The organism is Microbacterium sp. 1262 (genome assembly GCF_040544895.1).
GTDB classification, from domain to species: domain Bacteria; phylum Actinomycetota; class Actinomycetes; order Actinomycetales; family Microbacteriaceae; genus Microbacterium; species Microbacterium plantarum.
Genome location: NZ_JBEPKU010000001.1, coordinates 2,827,207 through 2,846,871 on the forward strand (window position 1 = coordinate 2,827,207; position 19,665 = coordinate 2,846,871).

Sequence of the window (19,665 nt, forward strand, 5' to 3'; positions counted from 1 at the left end):
TGGATGAGCGATCCGTGCTCAGCATCCCCTATCGGCCGCCGCAGCGACGCCGTTAGACGGGCATCCGGCGATCCGCGCGCCCGGTCAGCCGTCGACGTCGAGGTAGACGGCGTCCGACTGTGACTGCGGGATGCGATCGAGAGCGTCGAGGTGTCGGCGCAGGGCGTCCCGTTCGGCGCGCAACGCCCGCGCGCGATCGGCCTGCGCGCGCAGGATCGCCCGGGCCCGGTCTTCGAGGTGCGCCGGGATCGGGCCGAGATTCGCGGGCGCATGCCACGGCTGAGCCGGGGAGGTGTCTGCAGCGAGCTCCGCCTCGAGCCCGTCGAGCAGGTCGGACCAGGTCACGCGGGCGCCGCTTCCGCCGCGCCGTGCCACGCCTCGCGCAGGGGAGCGATGAGATCGCGGCATTCGCGGGTGCGCTCGGGATCGCGGCCGATGTTGGCCCCGATGAGCGTGCGGGTGATGTAGTCGTAGACGGCCCGGAGCGCCGCCGATCCGCTCCAGCTGTCGTCGAGCGAGCCGGTCAGCTCGACGAGGATCCGCTGCGCGTGCTGCAGCTGCTCGTTGGCCGTCTGCCAGTCTCCCGACCGCTGCGCCGCCTCTCCGCGTTCGACGTCGAGGAGCAGCCGGTCGAACAGGAGCGTGACGAGGCGCGACGGGCTCGCCGAGAGGATCGTCTCTTCGCGGTAGCGCTGCTGCGCGCGGAGGGCGGCGTTCACTTCTTCGCCGTTCCCGACAGGGCCGACAGCTGCGACTCGAGGTACGACGACTGGGTCTGCAGCCGCGAGAGCATCGTCTCCATTGCGGCGTACGTGCGTTCGAGTGTCGCTCGCCGCTGCTCGAGCCGCAGGTCCCAGCGCGCCAGCTGCTCGCCGAGCATCTTCACCTCGGACTCCTGCCCCGTGATGCGGGCCGTGAGCAGGCCCTCGTACTTGTCGGAGTAGCGCTCGGCGACATCCTGAACCCGCGCCGCGACCCCCGCGAAGACCTGCTGCACGCCGGCGGGGTCGTCGGCGAGGGCTTTCGTGAACGCGTCCTGGTCGAAGGTCAGCGCGCCCCACCGGTCGACGCTCAGGCCCATCGTCGAGGGGGCGACCCCGTCGAGCGGCAGCTGCACGGCGCCGGTGAGCGCCTGGTGGAGCGCGCGCACGGTGCTGTCACCCGTGAACACGCCGAGGGTCGTCTGCTGGCCCGGGGTCGTGGCGGCCGTGGCGGTGGACCCGCGGGCGATGCCAGCCAGCAGCGTGCCGATCTGGGTGACGAACGCCTTCGCGGCGGCCGCGCTGCCATCGGCGTCCGCGGCCACGGTGACCGAGACCGGCGTGGCCGCGGCCCGGGTCACCGTCACGTCGACGCCGGCGAACAGGGACCTGAAGGTGTTGCTCGCCGAGGTCACGGTCTGCTCGGCGGCGGTTCCCGCCCACAGACGCACCTGCGCATCCGCGCCCACCGTCACGATCGCCGATCCGGGTTCCGTGGCGAGGTCGCTCGCCGTGCCTGCCGCGACCGCTGCCGCGTCGCCGCGGAACACCTGGAACGTGTTCTCGGCGCCCGTCTCGGTCGCGGTGATCTGCAGGCGCCACAGGGCCTGGCCGTCAGCATCGACGCCCGCCGACACCGCCGACGCGGTGATGCCGGTGCCGGTCGCGCTCAGCGCGTGGGCGATGTCGGCTGCGGCGCCCGACGTCGGGCGGACCTCGACGGGCTTGCCGTCGGCGCCGAGCACCGTGAAGACGAGCGGATCGTCCGTTGCCGAGCCGAAGGCCCCCGTGACGACGCTGTGGGCGGTGGCGACGCGGTCGACGACGACGTCGGCGCGCAGGACCGGGGCCCCCGCGGATGCCGTCACCGTGAGGCTGTCGTCGGAGCTGGTCGCCGTCCGCTGCAGGAGCGCCGTCGGGCCGGCGGCATCCTTCGCCTTCGCCGCCAACGACTGCAGCGACGCGTTGAGCGCCTGCAGCTGGGCGATGACGGCTTTGCGGTCGTCGGACTTGGCGCTGAGGATCGTCCGCGGCAGGCGCTCGACGTTCATGAGCGCGTCGATGATCGCCTTGGTGTCGAGTTTCGAGGCGAGGCCGTCGATCGAGATCGCCATGTGCCCGTCCTGTCGTTCGTCGGTGCGGCCGCGTGCGCGCCGTCCGTTGGCTCTATCGACCGTGCGGGCGGGATCGTTAGCCGGCGCGACGCGTCAGAGCGCGACGGATGCCGCCGGCGCCACGCCGCGGCCGCTGCGGGGCACCATCGCGGTGATGCGGGCGAAGTACGCCTCGCGCGTCTCGACCGAGACCCGTGAGATGGGTTCGGCCTGCTCCTCGGCCGCGAACCGCTCCAGGGCGTCGCGGAGCAGCCGGATGGCTTCGGCACGCTGCTGCGAGACGGCGGAGTGCGAGACGCCCAGCTCGGCCGCGATCTCCTTGACGGGGCGCTCGTCGATGTAGACAGCCTGGACGATGGTCCTCATGCGCTCGGGGAGAGCCGCCACGGCGCGCTCGAGCACGTCGCGCCGTTCGCGGAGCACGGCGGCCTCGTCGGGCAGGACCATCGGGCTCGGCACCTCGAGCGCAGTCGCGTCGTCGATGCTCGTGACCGTGCGCGCCGCGTCGTCGAGGGCTTCGACGACCGCGGCACGCGGCAGGCCCATCGTGGCCGCGATCTCGTCGACGCCGGCGACACGGCCGAGGCGAGCGGTCAGGGTGTCGCGGACGGCCGTGGTCTCCTTGATGCGCTTGCGGATGCCGCGCGAGGCCCAGTCCATCGATCGCATCTCATCGGCGAACGCGCCGAGGATGCGGCGCCGTGCGTACGCGCCGAAGGGGACACCGAGGGCGGGGTCGAACGCGTCGGCGGCCGTCACGAGGGCGAGGGCGCCGACCGACGCCAGCTCCTCCAGCGGCACGTGCGTGGCCCGCGAGTGCAGATCCCGCGCCAGATAGCCCACGAGGGGCAGGTTCTCTTCGATGAGTCGATTGCGTTCCGCGTGACCGAGGATGTGCAAGGGGGGCCTCTTTCGTGGCGTGCACCCGCTTCCGCGGCCCGAATTCGCGGAAGCCGTCACGCCGGCTGAGGCCATCATAAGCAAAATGAGAAACATCTCATACGGAATCCTGAGGAGATGTAACGGGATCGACTCATCGGCCGATAGACGAGGATGATCGCTTCAGAACGGTTCGTCGGAAGAGCGAGTCGTTCGATGCGGTCCATGGGGGGCTGCTCAGGTAAGGGGGACACCTTGGGAGCTAATGAACTGTCGATGCAGCTGTGGCGCGAACGCGAGCTGCTCGAGATGCTGATCTTCAAACTCGAGGAGCAGCGCCTGCTGCTCGAGGCCGGGAACACGCGCTGGATCCATCTCGCGTCGCGCGAGATCGAGCGCGTCCTGGAGGAGCTGCGCGAGTCGGGCCTCGGCCGCGACGTCGAGGTGGCCGCCGTCGCGCGCGAGTGGGGCGTGCCCGAAGCCGCCACGCTGTCGGAGCTGCTCGATTCGGCCCCGACCGGCACGTGGCGGGATGTCTTCGCCGAGCACCGCGCCGCGCTCACCGAACGCATGGCGGAGGTCTCGCAGCTGAAAGAGGCGAACGAGACGCACCTGCGCGCAGCCAGTCGCGCAGTGGACGAGACGCTCGCCGGACTCGAGTCCGGCACGGGCGAGTACACCACGGGCGGTGGGCGAGTCCGCGAGGACACCGCGCGCATCGTCGACCGGGAGATGTGAGGACGCAGATGTCGACATTCAGCGGGTTGGGGACGGCCGCGAGTGCGCTCGCCGCGGCGCGGCGCGGCATGGACCTCGCGGGACAGAACGTCGCCAACCAGCTGACGCCCGGATACACGCGGCAGCGGCTGGAGACGTCCGCGGTCGCGCCGCCGGCGGGCGCGACGCGCTTCGGACCGGTCGCCGGCCAGGGCGTCTCCGTCGACGGGATCGCGCGGCTGGGGGATGCGGTGCTCGATGCGCGGGTCCGCGACACCCTCGCGGCATCCGGCTACTGGTCCGCGCGTGCGCAGGCCGCGGTGCGCGCCGAGGCCTCGCTCGCCGAGCCGGGCAAGAACGGCCTGGCCGACCAGCTCTCGCAGCTGTGGACCGCATGGCAGGACCTGTCGAACGCTCCCGACTCCACGGCGGCTGCCGCCGCCGTCGTGACCCGGGGTGAGACGCTCGTCGCACGGATCGCCGACGGATACCGCTCCGTCGCCGAGCAGTGGTCGTCGGCGCGCGACGCCGCCGAGCTGACGGTCGATCAGATCAACGCCGCCGCGGCCGAGATCGCCGAGCTCAACGCTGGGATCCGCGAGGTCGGCGTGGCGGGCGGCTCCGCGAACGAGCTCATCGACCGGCGGAACCTGCTCGCGCAGACCGTCTCGCGGCTCTCGGGCGCCGTCGGCACGGTGGAGTCCGACGGCACCCTCACCCTGAGGGTCGACGGGAACGCCCTCGTCTCGGGCACGCGAGCCCGCGAGCTCGAGGTCATCGGTCCCCGCTCCATCGGCGCGGACGAGCCGGTCGTGCTCGCCTGGCGCGAGCCCGGTGCTCCGCCCGTCGGGGTCTCCAGCGGCGAGCTGGCCGGCACCCTGTCGGTGCTCGCCCCCGCCGAGTCCGGCGGAGTGCTGGCGGGGCTCGCGGCGTCGTACAACGACCTCGCGGCATCCCTCGCCACGACGGTGAACGCGCAGCACCGGCTCGGGTCGACCGCGTCGGGCGTGCCGGGCGGTGACTTCTTCGCCGTCGCGGCGGACACGCCCGCTGCGCTCGCGCTCAGCGTCGTACCCCGCGGCCGCGACGACTTGGCAATCGCCGCTCCCGGTGCGGGCGCTCTCGACGGCGGGAACGCCGACGCGCTGTCGGGCATCGGGAAGCGGTCCGACGGACCCGACGCGCGGTGGAGCGATGTCGTCTCGCGTCTCGCGGTCGCCACCGCCGCCGAATCGGGACGGGCCGCGCGCGCCGAGACGACGGCGGTGGCCGCGGCGGCCGCGCAGCAGTCGGTCGCCGGCGTCGACAACGACGAGGAGACCATGAGTCTGCTGACGTACCAGACCGCCTACCAGGCGGCGGCGCGTGTGCTCACCGCCGTCGACGAAGCCCTCGACATCCTCATCAACCGCACCGGCCTCGTCGGCCGCTGACACCCGGAGCGCCATGATCAGCCGAGTCACATCGCAGACGCTCGCGCAGTCCGCCCTGCGGAACCTGCAGTCGGGCCTGAACGACCTGTCCCGCCTCCAGAACCAGGCGACCTCGCAGCGGGCGTTCGCCGCCCCGTCCGACGACCCCGCCGCCGCGTCGGCCGCTCTCGACCTCCACGCGGCCCAGCACCGGAACGCCCAGTACGCGCGCAACATCGGCGACGGCCTCACCTGGGTGACGACCGTCGACAACGCCATCTCGGCCTCGACGTCACTGCTCGGGCGTGCGCGCGACCTCACCCTGCGCGGCGCGAACTCGGGGGCACTCGACGCCAACGCGCGCGAGGCGATCGCGCTCGAGCTCGAGACCATCGCCGATGAGCTCTTCGCCCAGGCGAACACGACGCTGCTCGGACGCTCCGTCTTCGCCGGCACCACCGAGGGCAGCGCCTTCGCAGCCGACTTCACGTTCGCGGGCGTGCCGGGCAGCGAGGTGCGCCGACGCGTCGCCGACGGCGAGACGGTGCGCGTCGACGCGAGCGGCGCGGAGGTGTTCGGCTCGGGCGAGGACTCGGTCTTCGCCCTGATCGGATCGATCGTCGCCGATCTGCGCGGCGGAGCCGACATGCGCGGCCGCATCGACCAGATCGACGACCGCATGAACGCGATGCTGGGGGTGCAGGGCACGGTGGGGGCGAGGCAGAATCAGATCATGCGAGCCAAAGACGCGGCGGCCGACGCGACGGTGTCCCTCGAGGCGCAGCGCGCGGCGGTCGAGGACATAGACACCGTCGAGGTGCTCGTCGCCCTGAAGTCGCAGGAGCTCGTCTACCAGTCCGCACTCGCCGTCACCGCGCGGGTGATGCAGCCGACGCTGATGGACTTCCTCCGATGACCGCGCTCCAGTTCGTGACACCGCCCCCCGGGCTGTCGCCGCACACGTCGTTCTCCCTCGACGAGGTCGACAGCGCTGGAGGCCTCTACGCGCTGACGGCCGCCGACGACCCGGGGGTGCGGCTGTTCGCCGTCGATCCGGGGGCCGTCATCGACGACTACGCGCCGACGCTCTCCGACGCGAACGTCGCCGACCTGGGACTGTCCGAGCCGGCGGATGCCCGGGTGCTCGTGGTGGCGCGGATGACGGACGAGGGCATCGGCGTGAATCTCCTCGCCCCCGTCGTGATCAACCGGCGCACCGGCGTCGCGGCGCAGGTCATCCTCGAGGGGCAGGACCTGCCCGTTCGGGCCCTGCTGGCCTGACCCCGGCCCGGCCCGTCTCAGGCCGCGGCGCGCGCCGCGGCCGTCCGCGGAAGCGATGACGCCGACCCGGCGGCATCCGCATCGATCGCCGCGAGATAGCGCGGCTTGTGTCCCGTGCGGATCCCGGTCGCGCTCGGCTTGTTCTCGTAGACGCCCGCCGCCCAGTTGCCCTCGACGAGCACGGGGCCGGTCGGGGAGACCGCGATGTCCCAGCCGACGTAGCGCACCTGGGGCACGACGCGCGCGAGTCGGTCGACGAAATCGAGCACCTCGTCGAACATCGGCAGGCGGAAATCGGCGATGCGGATGCCGCTGTCGGGATGTGTCGGGTACACGCGGTCGTTCGAGTCGTAGCCGTCTCCCGTGGCGCGGCCGGTCTCGTCGAGCATTGCGTAGAAGCCGCCGAAGGCGTTCTGGTCGCTCACCGCGCCGCGGCCGAACTTCTGGGCCATGGCGAGCACGTGCGTCCGCTCGCCGTCGAAGTAGGTCGTCACGCGCGTCGTGTTGACGGTGCCGGGGCAGAGGGCCGCGAGCTCGTCGTGCTGGCGGATGACCTCTTCGACGAGTGTCTCGCCCCGCTCCAGCAGTCCGCGGTGGAACAGCGTCCAGTCGGTGACGTCGTGGGCGACGTAGCGATGCACGCCGAGGCCTGCGCGTCCCATCGGCTCCTTCGTGACGATCGTGCCGTGCCGCAGTGCGAAGGCGCGCACGTCGTCGACATTGTCGGCAGTCACGACCAGCCACTCGCGCTGCAGGTGCGGGGCGAAGGTGTCGTTGAAGGCGATCTTGTCGTGGAAGAGGTGCCGGTAGGCCGGATCGTCGAACCGCACTGCGAGGCGGTGCGAGACGGGGCTCGTCATGTAGGTCGCGCGCTCAGCACGGGTGAGCATGGCGAAGTCGTAGTCGATGTAGTCCTGGAACCCGACGCCCCGCGCCCCGGCCTGCCAGAGCATGTCGAGGACGACGCCGAGCGTGCTGCGGCCGTGCCGCTGTCCGGCCCGCCGCGCGCGGGCGACGAGGCTGCTCGGGTTGACGCGTCGAGCCCGCTCCCACAGGAAGGGGAGACCGGGCGTCAGGGTTCGGGGGGATGTCATCGGGTTCCTCGTGTGGTTCTCAGGCGCGTTCCCGCGGTGCGCCCGCGACGGCGATGGGTCCTGCGTCGGGCGGCGCAGGACCCACCGTCGCGAGGCTTACCGGAGCAGCTGGAGCACGCCCTGGTTGGCCTGGTTCGCCTGCGCGAGCATGGCGGTGCCCGCCTGCGACAGGATGTTCGCCGCGGTGTACTTGACCATCTCGGCCGCCATGTCGGTGTCGCGGATGCGGCTGTTGGCCGCCGACAGGTTCTCCGCCGACACGTTCAGGCTGTTGATGGCCGACTCGAAGCGGTTCTGCGCAGCACCCAGACCGGCACGCTGCGACGACACCGCCGTGATCGCCTTGTCGATGGCGGTGATCGCCGACGCCGCGTTCTCGGCGGAATCGAACTTCACCTCGATGGCGGCAGCCGCGGCCACAGCGGCGACATCGTCGCCGCCACCGGCGACACCGTCGGGACCGTTGCTGGCGGCAACGCCGTAGGTGAGGTCGACCACGCCGGCCAGGGCCGACTTGAGGTCGCCGAGCGTCACGCTGATCTGCGACGACGAGTCTCCGTCGGCACCGATCTGGAACGACAACGCCTTGGTGCCGTCGCCCTTCAGCAGGCTGATGCCGTTGAAGTTCGTCGACTCCGCGATGCGGCCGAGCTCGGCGGTCAGCTTGGTCGCCTCGTCGGTGATCGCGTTGCGCGAGGCCGGGTTGTTCGAGTCGTTTCCGGCCTGAACAGCCAGGTCGCGCACTCGCTGGAGGATCGAGTGGACCTCCGTCAGGGCACCTTCCGCGGTCTGGATGACCGAGATGCCGTCCTGAGCGTTGCGCGAAGCCACGTTGAGCCCGTTGACCTGAGACTTCAGGCCCTCCGAGATCGCGAGGCCGGCGGCGTCGTCCGCGGCGCGGTTGATGCGCAGACCGCTCGAGAGCTTCTCGAGCGACTTCGACACATCGTTCTGCGTGCTGGACAGGTTGCGGTAGGCGTTGAGCGCGCCCACGTTGGTGGCGATCTGCATTCCCATGGTTCATTCCTCCGTGATTGGGATGAGCGGGAGCCCGTCCTGGGCTCCCGGAGTCCGTCCGTGGACTCCTGGATGCCTCTATCGACCGCTCATCGTCATCGGTTAGGCGGGTACGCTGACCCGGTGAGCCTGCTCAATATCCGTGGTGCCGCGCTGCGGCGTTCGGGCCGCGAGCTGTGGAGCGGTCTCGACCTCACCGTCGAGCCGGGCGAGCTCATCGCGGTCCTCGGTCCGAGCGGTTCGGGCAAGACGACGCTGCTGCGCGCGATCCTCGGTCTCGAGCGTCTGAGCGAAGGGTCGATCACGGCGCTCGGCCGGCCCGTCAAGCACAAGGGCAACCGATCGATCGGCTACCTGCCGCAGGCGCGGCCCCTGCCGCGCGACACCGCGCTGCGCGCCCGCGACCTCGTCGCCCTCGGCGTCGACGGTCACCGCTTCGGTCTGCCGCTCCCGCGGAAGCGCGACCGCGAGCGCGTCGATCGCCTGCTCGACGGCGTCGGAGCGGCGTCCTTCGCCGATCGCCCCGTGGGGGTGCTGTCGGGAGGCGAGCAGCAACGCCTGCGCGTCGGCCAGGCTCTGGCCGACGACCCGCAGCTCCTGCTGTGCGACGAGCCGCTGACGAGCCTCGACCTGGCGAACCAGCAGGCCGTCGTCGGGCTCATCGATCAGCATCGGCGCTCGGGCGCCGGGGTGCTGCTCGTGACCCACGACATCAACCCGGTGCTCGGCAAGGTCGACCGCATCCTCTACATCGCGAACGGCCGCTTCACGCTCGGCACCCCGAAGGAGGTGCTGACCTCGCCCGTGCTCACCGACCTGTACGGCGCGCCGGTCTTCGTGCTGCGGGCGGGCGACCGGCTGGTCGTCGTCGGGGCCCCTGACGCCGACGCGTCGCACCACCACCACGACCACGGAGACCACGCATGAACTGGGCCGACGTCTGGGACGCGATGTTCGGCGGCCTCCCCGTCTACGGCGACATCCTCGCGCTCGTGCAGAACTCGGTCTGGGCCGGAGCCGTCCTCGGGCTCGTCGGTGGGCTCATCGGGGTCTTCGTGCTGCAGCGCGACATGGCCTTCGCCGTCCACGGCATCAGCGAGCTCTCTTTCGCGGGAGCCGCCGCCGCGCTCCTCATCGGCGTCGATGTGGTGACGGGATCAATCGTCGGGTCGATGATCGCCGCCGCCCTCATCGGGTGGCTCGGGTCGCGCGCCCGCGATCGCAACTCGATCATCGGCGTGCTCATGCCGTTCGGTCTGGGGCTCGGCATCCTGTTCCTCTCGCTCTACGACGGCCGCAGCGCCAACCGGTTCAGCCTGCTGACCGGACAGATCGTGTCGGTGCAGTCCGGTCAGCTGGGGTGGCTCATCGGCATCGGCGCGTTCGTGCTCATCGCCCTGCTGCTGATCTGGCGTCCGCTGCGCTTCGACTCGCTCGACCCGCAGTCGGCCGCGGCGCGCGGTGTTCCGACGGTCGCCGTCTCGCTCGGGTTCATGCTGCTGCTCGGCCTCATCGTCGCCGTCGCGGTGCACATCATCGGCGCACTCCTCGTGATGGCGCTGCTCGTCACGCCCGCCGCCGCGGCCGTGCGGGTCGCGACGGGGTCCCTCGCCGTTCCGCTGCTCGCAGCCCTGTTCGGCGTCGTCTCCGCCGTCGGCGGCATCCTGCTGGCGGTCGCGGGAACGCTGCCGGTCAGCCCCTACATCACGACCATCTCGTTCATGATCTACGTGGTGTGCCGCATCGTCGGCGCGCGCCGCGGGCGGGTGCTGCGCACCCAGCCGACCCTGAGGCGCGCCGAGTAGACTCGCCGCCATGGCTCAGCGGAACACCTGGCAGCGCGAGCGCGTGCGCACGGCGCTGTCCGACGCCCGCGGGTTCGTCTCGGCCCAGGATCTCCACGCGTCGCTGCGCGACGACAACACCGGCATCGGGTTGGCGACGGTCTACCGTGCCCTCGCGACCCTGGCCGCCTCGGGCGAGGCCGATCAGCTCCAGAGCCCCGACGGCGAGGCCATCTACCGCGCCTGCTCGAGCGACGGTCACCACCACCACCTCATCTGCCGGTCCTGCGGTCTGACCGTCGAGATCCAGGCGACGGATGTCGAGGAGTGGGCGCACCGCACCGCCGCCGCCAACGGTTTCACGCAGGCCGAGCACATCGTCGACATCTTCGGCGTCTGCGCCGCGTGCTCCGCGGCCCGAGCCGATGAGAAGCGTGGCGGGGCCTAAGATCGCACGGCTCGCGCCCTCTCCCGCGACGCGTTCCGCCGTCGCGCTCGGGATCGGTGCGGCCGTCGTCGTCGCCCTCGTCGCCCTGGCCGCGCTCACCCCCGGGCCCGCGCTGCCCACGCGTGCGCAAGACGGGGTCACCCTCGGGCTCAGCGTGCTCATCGAGTCGCTGCCGTTCGTCCTGCTCGGTGTCGCGCTATCGATCATCGTGCAGGTGTGGGTGCCGCCGGGAGTCATCGAGCGCTGGATGCCGCGCCGGGCGTGGGCTCGCCGCGCCGTGCTCTCGCTGCTGGGAATGCTCATCCCCGTCTGCGAGTGCGGCAACCTGCCGTTCGCGCGCGGCCTCATGATCCGCGGTTTCTCGGTGCCCGAGACGATGACCTTCCTCATCGCGGCGCCGATCGTGAACCCCATCGTCATCATCACGACCCACCAGGCGTTCGGATTCGACGACGGCATCCTCATCGCCCGGCTTCTCGGCGGGTACGCCGTCGCGAACCTCATCGGGTGGCTGTACTCGCGGCATCCCGATCCCGACGGCCTGCTGACCGATCGGTTCCTCGCGGCCTGCGAGCTCGCGGCCGAGGACCCGGGCGGGAAGGGCCGCCGGAGCCTCGCCCAGTTCGTGGTCGAACTGCGGGCCGTGATGCCGGCGCTGATCCTCGGCTCGGCGATCGCGGGCGCCGTCCAGGTGCTGGTGCCGCGCGACACGCTGCTCGCGATCGGGTCGAACCCGGCCCTGTCGATCCTCGCGATGATCCTGCTCGCGATGATCGTGTCGATCTGCTCGAACGTCGACTCGTTCTTCGCCCTGTCGTTCGCCTCGACCTTCACGCCCGGCTCGATCGTGGCGTTCCTCCTCGTCGGCCCGCTCGTCGACGTGAAGATGCTCGCGCTCATGCGCACGACGTTCCGCTCGCGGGTGCTCGTCGCGCTCGTCGTGATCGTCGTCCTCTTCGCGATCGCCGTCGGAGGGATGGTGAACCTCCTTGCCTAAGTCATCGGCCCTGCTGACCCGGCTCTTCGGCGTCGGGCTCGCCGCCGCGCTCGCCGCGATCACCGTCGCTCTCGCCGCCACGGGCCGTATCGGGCTCTACATCAACCCCGAGTCGGCCTGGTTCGCCGTCGGCATGTCGGTGCTCGGCCTCATCGGAGCCGTCGTGAGCTTCGCGCTGCCGCTCGGCGCCGAGGCCGATCACGGGCACGACCACGGCGAGCTGCACGGGCACGGACGCGAGCACTCGCACGAACACGAGCACTCGCACGAGCACGAACACATGCCGTCGGATGCGGTGCCGACCTCCCGTCGCGCCGCCCGCGCCGCGTCGCTCGCCGACGCCGCTGCTCTCGCCGGTGACACCAGTGCGCCCGGCGCCGCGGTCGCACCGGTGCGTCCGCGCCCCGACTGGCGGCTCGTGCTGGGGTCCGCGGCTGCGGGAACCGGTGGGCTGCTCGCGACCGGCATCGTCGCGGTCGTCCTCGTGACGCCGCCGGCGACCCTGTCGGCCGAGCTCGCGATATCGCGCGACACGGGGACGCCGCCGCTGTTCCAGGGCGCCGACACGGTCGCGCTCGCAACGACCGGTGACACCTCGTCGTTCGGCGTCGGCGAGTGGGCGAGCGTCTTCGCGACGGCGACGAACCCGGAGGCCTTCGAAGGCGACGAGATCAGCCTGACCGGCTTCGTGACTCCGTCGAGCGCGGGAGGCTTCGGGCTGACGCGGCTCGTGATCACCCACTGCGTCATCGACGCGCAGCCCGCCAGCATCCCCATCGGCGAGACAGCCGACATCCCCGCGACGGGGGAGTGGGTCACCGTCACCGGCGTGATCCGCGACCGTGACGGCGCGCTCGTCGTCGAGGCCACGGGCGTGCAGTCCGTCGGCGAGCCCGAGGACCCCTATGAGTACTGATCGACGGGCCGGGGTTTCGCGCCGCGCGCGCACGCAGGAGCGCCGATCGCGGCGCTTCGTCGTCGCGATGGCGGCGGTGATCGGCGCGCTCGCGCTCGTCGGCGGAGCGAGCGGCGTGCTGACGACCGTTCAGGGGCCGCGGGCGACGGCGACGAGCGTCGACCCCCGGGCCGGGATCGAATCGGCGGGGTCGCGGCTGATCGTCACGACGACTCAGTCGCTCGAGGAGATCGATCCGGCGCAGGTGCACATCGAGCCGGCCGCGGACTTCACCGTCGACACGTCGGGGCGGCAGATCGGCATCCGATTCACCCTGCCGCTGCGGGACGAGACCGACTACACCGTGCGGATCGACGGCGTGCAGGGCCTCGGCGGAGGGCCGGCGGCGACGATCGAGGAGTCGTTCTCGACGCCGGCGCTCGAGACCTACATCCTGCAGCGCGGCGGCGACGAAGACACCATCTTCCGCACCGGGATCGACGGTGAGAACGCGGTGCCGGTGTTCGCGGATCCGCACATCGAGGACTTCCGCGCCACGTCGACGCATCTCGCGATCGTGACCGCCGATGACGAGGGCGTCTCGACGCTGATCGTCACGGACCGCGACGGCGAGGGGGCGCGCGAGCTCGGCCTGCCGGGTCGCGGGTTCGTGACCAACCTGCAGACCGCCGACCGCGGCGACCTCATCGGTTACACCTACACCGACGCGGGCATCGGGTCGGCGGGCGGTCTCGAGAGCGCCCTGTTCACCGCGTCTCTCGCCGACGGCAGCGCCGACGATGAACCCACGCAGCTGCAGTTCGCCGGCGGTGACGCGCGCGTCGACGACTGGCGCTTCGTGCCGGGGACGGATGCCGTGCTGCTGCTCGGCTTCGACGGGGCCCTGACGCTCGTTTCAGCTGCTGGAGGCGAGCCTGTCTCGCTCGGCAATGCGATCACGATCGACGGCATCGCCCGCGGCTCGACGGAAGCCATCGTGCAGCGGGCGACCGGCCTCGTCGCGATCGATCTCGCGACGGCGGAGGAGCGGCCGTTGAGCGCCGCGGATGCGGCAGCCGGCGAGACCCAGTCGGTCACGGCGTTGCCCGGCAACGCGGATGAGACGCTGCGCGTGCTCTCGCGGCTCGACGGGTTCACGGTGCTGTCGACGACGGCTGCCGTCGTCGGAGCCGACGGTGCGACCCGCGACGTGTTCACGGTCGCGCCGGATGACCTGCTGCTGCACACGTGCGTGTCGCCGAGCAGCCGGTACGCCGCGTTCCTCATCGCGCCCGACGCCGTCTCGAACCCGTACGATGCGTATGCGCTACCGCTGCCCGAGCGGGTTCAGACGCACATCGTCGACCTCGGCACCGGCGAGGAGGTGTCGGCGCTCACCGGTTTCGACATCTCGTGGTGCCAGAGCGCACCGCGGCCGTGAGCGCCGGGTTCCATCCCGCGACCCGTGAGGAGCTCGCAGCGCTGCCCGTGCAGGTCGCGCCGCGCCTGCTCGGCGGGCTGCTCGAGGTCGCGGTCGACGGCGCGCGCGTCGTCGCGCGGCTGACGGAGGTCGAGGCGTATCACGGTCGCGATACGGGAGACCTGCCCGACCCCGGGTCGCACGCGCGCATGGGTCAGACCGCGCGCAACGCCACGATGTGGGGCGAACCCGGCCACCTGTACGTCTATCTCAGTCACGGCATCCATTCGTGCGTCAACGTCGTCTGCGGGCCGGCCGGGGTTGCCGGCGGTGTGCTGCTGCGCGCCGCGGAGATCGTGGAGGGCGCGGATGTCGCCCAGCTGCGGCGGGCTGCGGCTCGGACCCACCGGGATCTCGCTCGGGGGCCCGGGAGGCTCGGCGAGGCGGTCGGTCTGCGGCATCCTGCGCACGACGGCATCGACGCTGTTTCCGGGCTCGAGCGCGCCGGCGCAGTCGCCCGGCTGCTGCTTCGGGACGAGCCGGAGCGCGACGTTCTGACGGGCCCGCGCGTCGGGGTGGCCGGTGTCGCGGGAACTGAGGCGTTCCCGTGGCGATTCTGGATCGCCGGTGACCCGACGGTCTCGCCGTTCCGCTGGGGTCGCGGCGCCGCCGAAGCAGCCGCAGAGGCCGGATCGTCCGCCCGCTGATCCCCGCGCTCTGGTGGCTCTCGTGGCTCTCGTGGCTCGCGTGGCTTTCGTGGCTCGCGTGGCTTTCGTGGCTCTCGTGGCGCGCTCGCGACTGATCGCGGACCACTGACGACCGCAGACGTAAGGGCAACGTGGGAACGCGGCTCGCGGTCGAGGCGTGACCTCGAGGGGTGCGTCGCTGCAGCACGGGGTGAGGGGCGAACCCCGTCAGAACGGCGGCGCAGATCCCGGAGGCGTATCGAGGCGACCCGGTGATCGCGGTGGTGGGGAGGGCGCGCCGGGCGGTTGTTGATCGTCCCGTCCATCGGGTGGACTCGCCGCGGTGAAGGCGACCGTGAATGCGACGAGGGGTGGTGGTGCGTCTTCGCGATAGATCCGTCCGGTGGGTGATGTCCAGATCAGCCTTCCGCCCGCGAGTTGTTGGACTCGCCATCGGGTGTGGTGTTTGACGTCGTGATGGCGTTTGCAGAGGTTGGCGAGGTTGCACACGTGCGTCGCGCCGCCGTCGGATGCGGCGATGGTGTGGTCGAGTTCGCAGCGGATGGCGGGTTGCCGGCATCCGGGGAACCGGCAGTGCCGGTCTCGGGCTCGCAGCAGCCGCACCATGGCCGCGGTGGGCCGGTAGCTGTCGCACTCGAGCACCGTCCCGGTGACCGGGTGGGTGAGAAGCCGGTCCCAGGAGGTCGCGTTGCCGGCGAGCTCGCGGGCGGTCGCGGCATCGATGGGGGAGCGCCCCGCGAGGTCGGCCGGCCCGTCGTCCTGTCCCATGAGCGTCAGTGCCGACACCGCGACCTGCACGTGCGCGCGGATCGCCCCGAGCGTTCCGTCGCCGTCACCGGTGCCAGTCGGGTCGAGGGCGGGCGTCCCCGCGAGGAGGAGGTCACTGAACACGTCGGCGCGGACTTGGTCGATGGTGCGGGCATCGTCGACGAACGACGACCCGTCGCGAATCGTCGTGTCGGCGCCGGGCGCGCCGCCGTTGGTGTCGGCTCGAACGCCAGGCGCCTCGGCTTGAGCGTCAGGGGCGTCGGCTCGAGCGTCAGCGCCGCCACCTGCCGCGTCAGCCTGGGCCCGCGCGTTGATGATCTCCCGCGCCTGCCGCGTCAGCCGGTCCACGATTCCGTCGGCGATCACGGTCGGCAGCGTCGCGATCAGGTCCGACATCCCATCCGCCCCGGCCTGCACCCACACACACCGCCCCGCCGCGGCCTCTTCATGGCGTTCGGTGAACGTCCGCGGATGCATCCGCTCGGCCAGCATCCGCAGCCCGTCCCGCACCCGATTCGGTGTTTCGCCCGCGCACCGCTCAATCGCGACCCGCTCGAACTCCGCCCGTCCCTCCGCGGGCACGATGCATCCGACCTCCTGGATCACCCGCACATGCCCGCGGACGATGCGCCCGTCCTCCCACGCGGCCATCGTCACGGGGTAGTTCTCGACGAGATCACGGGCTTCATCGATGCGTCGCTGCAACGTCCGGTCGGTCGCGATGAACACCCCGGCCAGCTCCGCGGCGATCCCGCGCAGCGCCATCTCGCGCGCCTTGACCTTCTCCGACGCACCCGCGGCCTGCCTCTCAGCCAGCACCCCGGCCGCGGCAAGCACCCGAACCTCACGGATCTGCGCCAACCGCGCAGCATCCGCCGCGCCCTCGGCATCCGCGACCAGCACCGCCAGGGCATCGACATCGCTGTCGCTGCCCATCCCGCTGCCGAGTTCGTCATTCGAATGCATGTTCTAATGTTGCCACGGGCCCCCGACATCGCGCCCCGACTCTCCACAGACGCGCGCGGGGCCCCGAACCCGCACGGTCAGCCCGACAATGCACCGTGCCCGAGCCCGCCACCGCGCCAAAACGTGCACCGCGTCAGAGTGCTCCACCGCGTCAGTCCCAGCGTTCGATGACGGCGAGATCGCCCGCCACCGCGCCCCCGCGACGAGCCTCTGCCAGGAGGGCGAGTGCTTCCGGGCTGTCGACGAAATGGAGCGTGCACGGACCGACGGTCCGCTGCCAATCCTCCGCGAAGGAGCGCAGACGCCCGCCGGCCATGCCGAACGACGCGGGCACGGCCAAGAACTGCGACCGGCCCTGCCCGCCACCCCCGCCGCGCGCACCGCTCCCAACACGGGCGCGCTTCAGCAGCCACCGTACGAGTGGCGACCGGCCGCCGGCATCCACCTGCAGCAGGAATCGCGGCGTGCGTATCGGTCCGAGCAGCTCCGACATCGCGCCGGCGAAGACGTGCTGCTCGGCGAGGGTGGCATGGGTCAGGCGCAGTTCGAGGTGCTGGAAGCCGCCGGCATCCGTCGGTCGCTCGACGATCACCTCCGGCGTCGCCCGGTCGCCGATGCGTCCCGCGCGCTGCAATGCGGCCACGACGGTGCGCGCGATGCGGCGATACAGCTCCGGCGCCTCAGCGTGGGCTCGACGGGAGCGCCACCAGGCGCGAGCGACCGGCGCACCGGCGGCCACGGCGCCGGTCAGCGCCACCGCCCCGGCCGCGACCCCGGCCACGCCGACCGCGCCGACCACGCCGGCGACCATGAGCGCGAGCGCCGCCGCGGCGACGATGCCCGCCGTTGCCGTGCCGGCCCCGAGCACGGCATCCGCTCGGCGCCGCGTTCGGAAGGTGGGGTCGGCGGCGCGCCGGACGATGACGGTCTCCGTCGACTCCCGGTCCAGATAGCCCGTTCCGATCTGCCATGACGCCCGCGAGAGCTCTCGCGGCTCGACGACCGTCAGGGAATCGAGCTCGTCCGCCGATGGGAGAGAACCCGACCCGAGCAGGCGTCGCTGCTCGGCCGTCAGGGCGCCGGCGAGCCCGCGGACGATGCGGCGGGGATCGTCGCGGTGCACGCCCCACAGCCGCGCCTGTTTGCGCCGCAGTCGCGAGAGGTCCGGGGCCGCGTCGATCGGCGACGAGGGCGGGAGCAACGCGGTGACCGTCCAGATGTGCGAGACCTTCTCGGGCCAGTCGGGGTCGAGGCGTAGCGCGCGCCCGCGCAGCTGCTGTGTCGCGGGGGCTGTCGCCACCGATGACAGATCGATGAGCGTGTTCACCGCGGGACAGTCCCACCCCTCGCCGAAGAGGCCGCGGGTGCCGACGACGACATCGAGCTGGCCACGGCTCAGCAGGGTCGCGGCGGCACGGACGAAGCCCGCGGCACCGACGCCGGGCGCGGAGATCTCGGTCACCGCCGGATTCTCGGCGACGGGCGCGGTCGCCACCTCGGTGCTCAGGGCCGCCGTCCACGCTTCAGCCAACGAACCGGCGTGACGCGTCGCGATGCGCGTCGTCGATCCGGTGACCAGGGCACCGCGCAGGTCGGCGGTCGCGGCATCCGTCGCCAGGACGTCGAAGGTCCGCAACGCGCCCGCGCGGCTGACGAGTCCACCGTGGCGGTTGCCGTGCTCGCTGAAATCGGACACGACCAGTGCGCGCAAGCGCGTGCCCATCCGGTCGCGTTCGAGGCGGAGGATGTCGCACACCGCGCGGTCCTTCGACAGCGATGACGCCAGCATCGTGTCGATGGGGTCGCGCGTGCGGCGCAGGCCACGGTCGGTCAGCGAGAAGCCGAAGTCGGCGAGTGCCGACCGGATCCGATCCCACCGGTCTCGGGCGGCCGGGTCGGGCAGCACGCGGTCGAGCGCGAAACGGCCCAGCAGTCGCAGCGACTCCTCCGTCGTCGGCTTTCGTCGCGCTGCGGTCGGCAGGCGTGCGACGAGTGGATGGTCAGGATGGACGGTCGCGAGCATCGCCGCCGCAGCCTCGGCGCCCGCGAAATCGTCGGCGAAGGCTCGTGCGAGGCGGATGTCGGCGTCGTTCGGCGCCGCGCGTGCGGATGAGGCCGGCGGCGGGGGAGAGAGCGCCGGCCCCGGCGTCTCGGCGTCGCCTTCCGCATCCGCGCCGGCCTTGCGCTCGGCCGGAGGCTGGAGCATCCCGATGAGATGTGCGGCCCCGTCGCCGTGGGCGAAGGTCGAGCGGATGAGCACGGCGAGGCCGGTGGCGGCGCCCGACAGGAACGCGAGCTCGTCCGTCGTCGGCTCGACGAACCGCGCGTACTCGCGGTACGGGGCGAGATTGCCCTCGCGGACGACCGCAGGGATCGGCACCTCGTAGTCGACCTCGCCGAGGAGCGAGGTGTAGTTGTCGTACGCGTTGCCGTCGTCGGGCGAGGGGAGCGTCGCGGTCAGGCCGACCACGAGCGGAGACCTGCCCGCGTCGCGCAGCCGTGCCACCAGAGCCGCGACGACGAGCGCCCAGTGGTCGAGCAGGTGATGGCACTCGTCGAGGACGACGGTGTCGACGCCGTGGTCGACGAGGCTCTCGATCAGCGCGCGAGCATTGGGGTGCAGTGCGCGCGACAGGGCGCCCGGGTCCTCCTGGGCGATGCGGCGTCGCAGCGTGCGCGAGCGCCGGGCTATCCCGGCGGCGTACGCGCGGTGGTTGCCCGAGCGCAGAGCGTCGAGCCAGGCGGATGCCGCATCCGTCGACCGGCCGTCCGCCTCGAGTTCGCGCAGCCAGCGCTCGTGGGCGAGCGCTGCGAGGGGATTCTCGCCGTCGAGCACGCTCAGCGACTGGTATGTCAGCGCCGTCAGTTCGCCCGGGGCTTCGCTCGTGGTCGAGACGGCGCCGGCCTCGGGGGCCAGCCGCCGCGCCTCGGCGGCCCACTGGTCGCGAATGGTGATCGTCGGGGCGAGGACGAGGGTCCGCGTCCCGCGCCGCATCGCGAGCAGGAGCCCGAGCAGGGTCTTGCCCGAACCGGGCGGAGCGACGATGTGCAGCGGACCGGAGCCGGAGGGGTCGACCCGTTCGAGCACGTCGGCCTGATAGTGCCGCAACCGTCCGTCGAAGAGCCAGCGCCGAAGGGGAGCCTCGACCTCCGGCGACATAGCGGCAGTATGGCAGACCGTGCCG

The 19,665-nt window shown here is 71.8% G+C and carries 19 protein-coding genes; 11 read left to right on the forward strand and 8 right to left on the reverse strand.

The annotated features are described in order from the left end of the window. Positions 1-84 precede the first annotated feature (84 nt). The 4 genes from ABIC53_RS13490 to ABIC53_RS13505 form a co-directional block, all read right to left on the reverse strand. Positions 85-345: a hypothetical protein gene (locus ABIC53_RS13490; RefSeq protein WP_282501679.1), complete on the reverse strand. Its 261-nt coding sequence runs from the start codon at positions 343-345 to the stop codon at positions 85-87. Further along, positions 342-719 (reverse strand): flagellar export chaperone FliS, encoded by a 378-nt coding sequence (gene fliS / locus ABIC53_RS13495; RefSeq protein ID WP_112615207.1) that lies wholly within the window; start codon positions 717-719, stop codon positions 342-344. Before fliS ends, ABIC53_RS13490 begins: the two co-directional genes overlap by 4 nt. After that, the gene (gene fliD, locus ABIC53_RS13500) at positions 716-2,095 is read right to left on the reverse strand and encodes a flagellar filament capping protein FliD (RefSeq protein WP_282501678.1); all 1,380 of its coding nucleotides are present in this window, start codon (positions 2,093-2,095) and stop codon (positions 716-718) included. Before fliD ends, fliS begins: the two co-directional genes overlap by 4 nt. A gap of 93 nt (positions 2,096-2,188) precedes the next feature. Then, positions 2,189-2,989, reverse strand: coding sequence for a sigma-70 family RNA polymerase sigma factor (locus ABIC53_RS13505; RefSeq protein ID WP_404568586.1), 801 nt, complete (start codon positions 2,987-2,989; stop codon positions 2,189-2,191). 240 nt (positions 2,990-3,229) lie between these two features. On the opposite strand from ABIC53_RS13505, the gene flgN reads away from it, so the two are divergent. The 4 genes from flgN to ABIC53_RS13525 are packed head-to-tail and all read left to right on the forward strand — an operon-like array spanning position 3,230 to position 6,384. After that, entirely contained in the window at positions 3,230-3,712 is a 483-nt protein-coding gene (gene flgN / locus ABIC53_RS13510; RefSeq protein WP_036304750.1) for a flagellar export chaperone FlgN, read from the forward strand. 8 nt (positions 3,713-3,720) lie between these two features. Next, positions 3,721-5,124, forward strand: a complete 1,404-nt coding sequence (gene flgK, locus ABIC53_RS13515; RefSeq protein WP_282501677.1) for a flagellar hook-associated protein FlgK — start codon at positions 3,721-3,723, stop codon at positions 5,122-5,124. A gap of 13 nt (positions 5,125-5,137) precedes the next feature. After that, positions 5,138-6,019 carry a flagellin N-terminal helical domain-containing protein gene (locus ABIC53_RS13520; protein WP_112615201.1) on the forward strand — a complete coding sequence of 294 codons (882 nt, stop codon included), beginning with the start codon at positions 5,138-5,140 and terminating at the stop codon, positions 6,017-6,019. Next, a complete protein-coding gene (locus ABIC53_RS13525) occupies positions 6,016-6,384 on the forward strand; it encodes a flagellar assembly protein FliW (RefSeq protein WP_112615199.1) in 369 nt (122 codons plus the stop codon). The genes ABIC53_RS13520 and ABIC53_RS13525 overlap by 4 nt, the downstream gene beginning before the upstream one ends. A gap of 17 nt (positions 6,385-6,401) precedes the next feature. On the opposite strand, the gene ABIC53_RS13530 is transcribed toward ABIC53_RS13525, so the two are convergent. Further along, complete coding sequence (locus tag ABIC53_RS13530; RefSeq protein WP_282501676.1) at positions 6,402-7,478, reverse strand: sugar-transfer associated ATP-grasp domain-containing protein; 1,077 nt, start codon at positions 7,476-7,478, stop codon at positions 6,402-6,404. A 96-nt stretch (positions 7,479-7,574) separates the two neighbouring features. After that, a complete protein-coding gene (locus tag ABIC53_RS13535) occupies positions 7,575-8,495 on the reverse strand; it encodes a flagellin N-terminal helical domain-containing protein (RefSeq protein ID WP_354451861.1) in 921 nt (306 codons plus the stop codon). A gap of 72 nt (positions 8,496-8,567) precedes the next feature. Between ABIC53_RS13535 and ABIC53_RS13540 the strand changes: the two genes are divergently transcribed. From ABIC53_RS13540 to ABIC53_RS13570, 7 genes are read left to right on the forward strand one after another with little or no spacing between them, the layout of a single operon-like run. Continuing rightward, positions 8,568-9,422, forward strand: a complete 855-nt coding sequence (locus ABIC53_RS13540) for a metal ABC transporter ATP-binding protein (protein WP_354451863.1) — start codon at positions 8,568-8,570, stop codon at positions 9,420-9,422. Continuing rightward, positions 9,419-10,300 (forward strand): metal ABC transporter permease, encoded by an 882-nt coding sequence (locus ABIC53_RS13545; protein WP_354451865.1) that lies wholly within the window; start codon positions 9,419-9,421, stop codon positions 10,298-10,300. Before ABIC53_RS13540 ends, ABIC53_RS13545 begins: the two co-directional genes overlap by 4 nt. Positions 10,301-10,310: 10 nt before the next feature. After that, complete coding sequence (locus ABIC53_RS13550) at positions 10,311-10,727, forward strand: Fur family transcriptional regulator (RefSeq protein ID WP_112615191.1); 417 nt, start codon at positions 10,311-10,313, stop codon at positions 10,725-10,727. Next, on the forward strand, positions 10,705-11,724 hold the full coding sequence (locus ABIC53_RS13555; protein WP_274179481.1) for a permease: 1,020 nt from the start codon (positions 10,705-10,707) through the stop codon (positions 11,722-11,724). Before ABIC53_RS13550 ends, ABIC53_RS13555 begins: the two co-directional genes overlap by 23 nt. Further along, positions 11,717-12,640 carry a TIGR03943 family putative permease subunit gene (locus ABIC53_RS13560; RefSeq protein ID WP_274179480.1) on the forward strand — a complete coding sequence of 308 codons (924 nt, stop codon included), beginning with the start codon at positions 11,717-11,719 and terminating at the stop codon, positions 12,638-12,640. The genes ABIC53_RS13555 and ABIC53_RS13560 overlap by 8 nt, the downstream gene beginning before the upstream one ends. Then, positions 12,630-14,060, forward strand: coding sequence for a hypothetical protein (locus ABIC53_RS13565; RefSeq protein ID WP_274179479.1), 1,431 nt, complete (start codon positions 12,630-12,632; stop codon positions 14,058-14,060). Before ABIC53_RS13560 ends, ABIC53_RS13565 begins: the two co-directional genes overlap by 11 nt. Then, entirely contained in the window at positions 14,036-14,746 is a 711-nt protein-coding gene (locus ABIC53_RS13570) for a DNA-3-methyladenine glycosylase (RefSeq protein WP_274179478.1), read from the forward strand. The genes ABIC53_RS13565 and ABIC53_RS13570 overlap by 25 nt, the downstream gene beginning before the upstream one ends. Positions 14,747-14,953: 207 nt before the next feature. Here the strand turns inward: ABIC53_RS13570 and ABIC53_RS13575 are convergent, their stop codons facing one another. Together ABIC53_RS13575 and ABIC53_RS13580 are read right to left on the reverse strand one after the other, a co-directional pair. Continuing rightward, complete coding sequence (locus tag ABIC53_RS13575) at positions 14,954-16,480, reverse strand: HNH endonuclease signature motif containing protein (protein WP_274179477.1); 1,527 nt, start codon at positions 16,478-16,480, stop codon at positions 14,954-14,956. Positions 16,481-16,631: 151 nt separating this feature from the next. Next, entirely contained in the window at positions 16,632-19,640 is a 3,009-nt protein-coding gene (locus tag ABIC53_RS13580; RefSeq protein ID WP_354451868.1) for a DEAD/DEAH box helicase family protein, read from the reverse strand. Positions 19,641-19,665 lie beyond the last annotated feature (25 nt).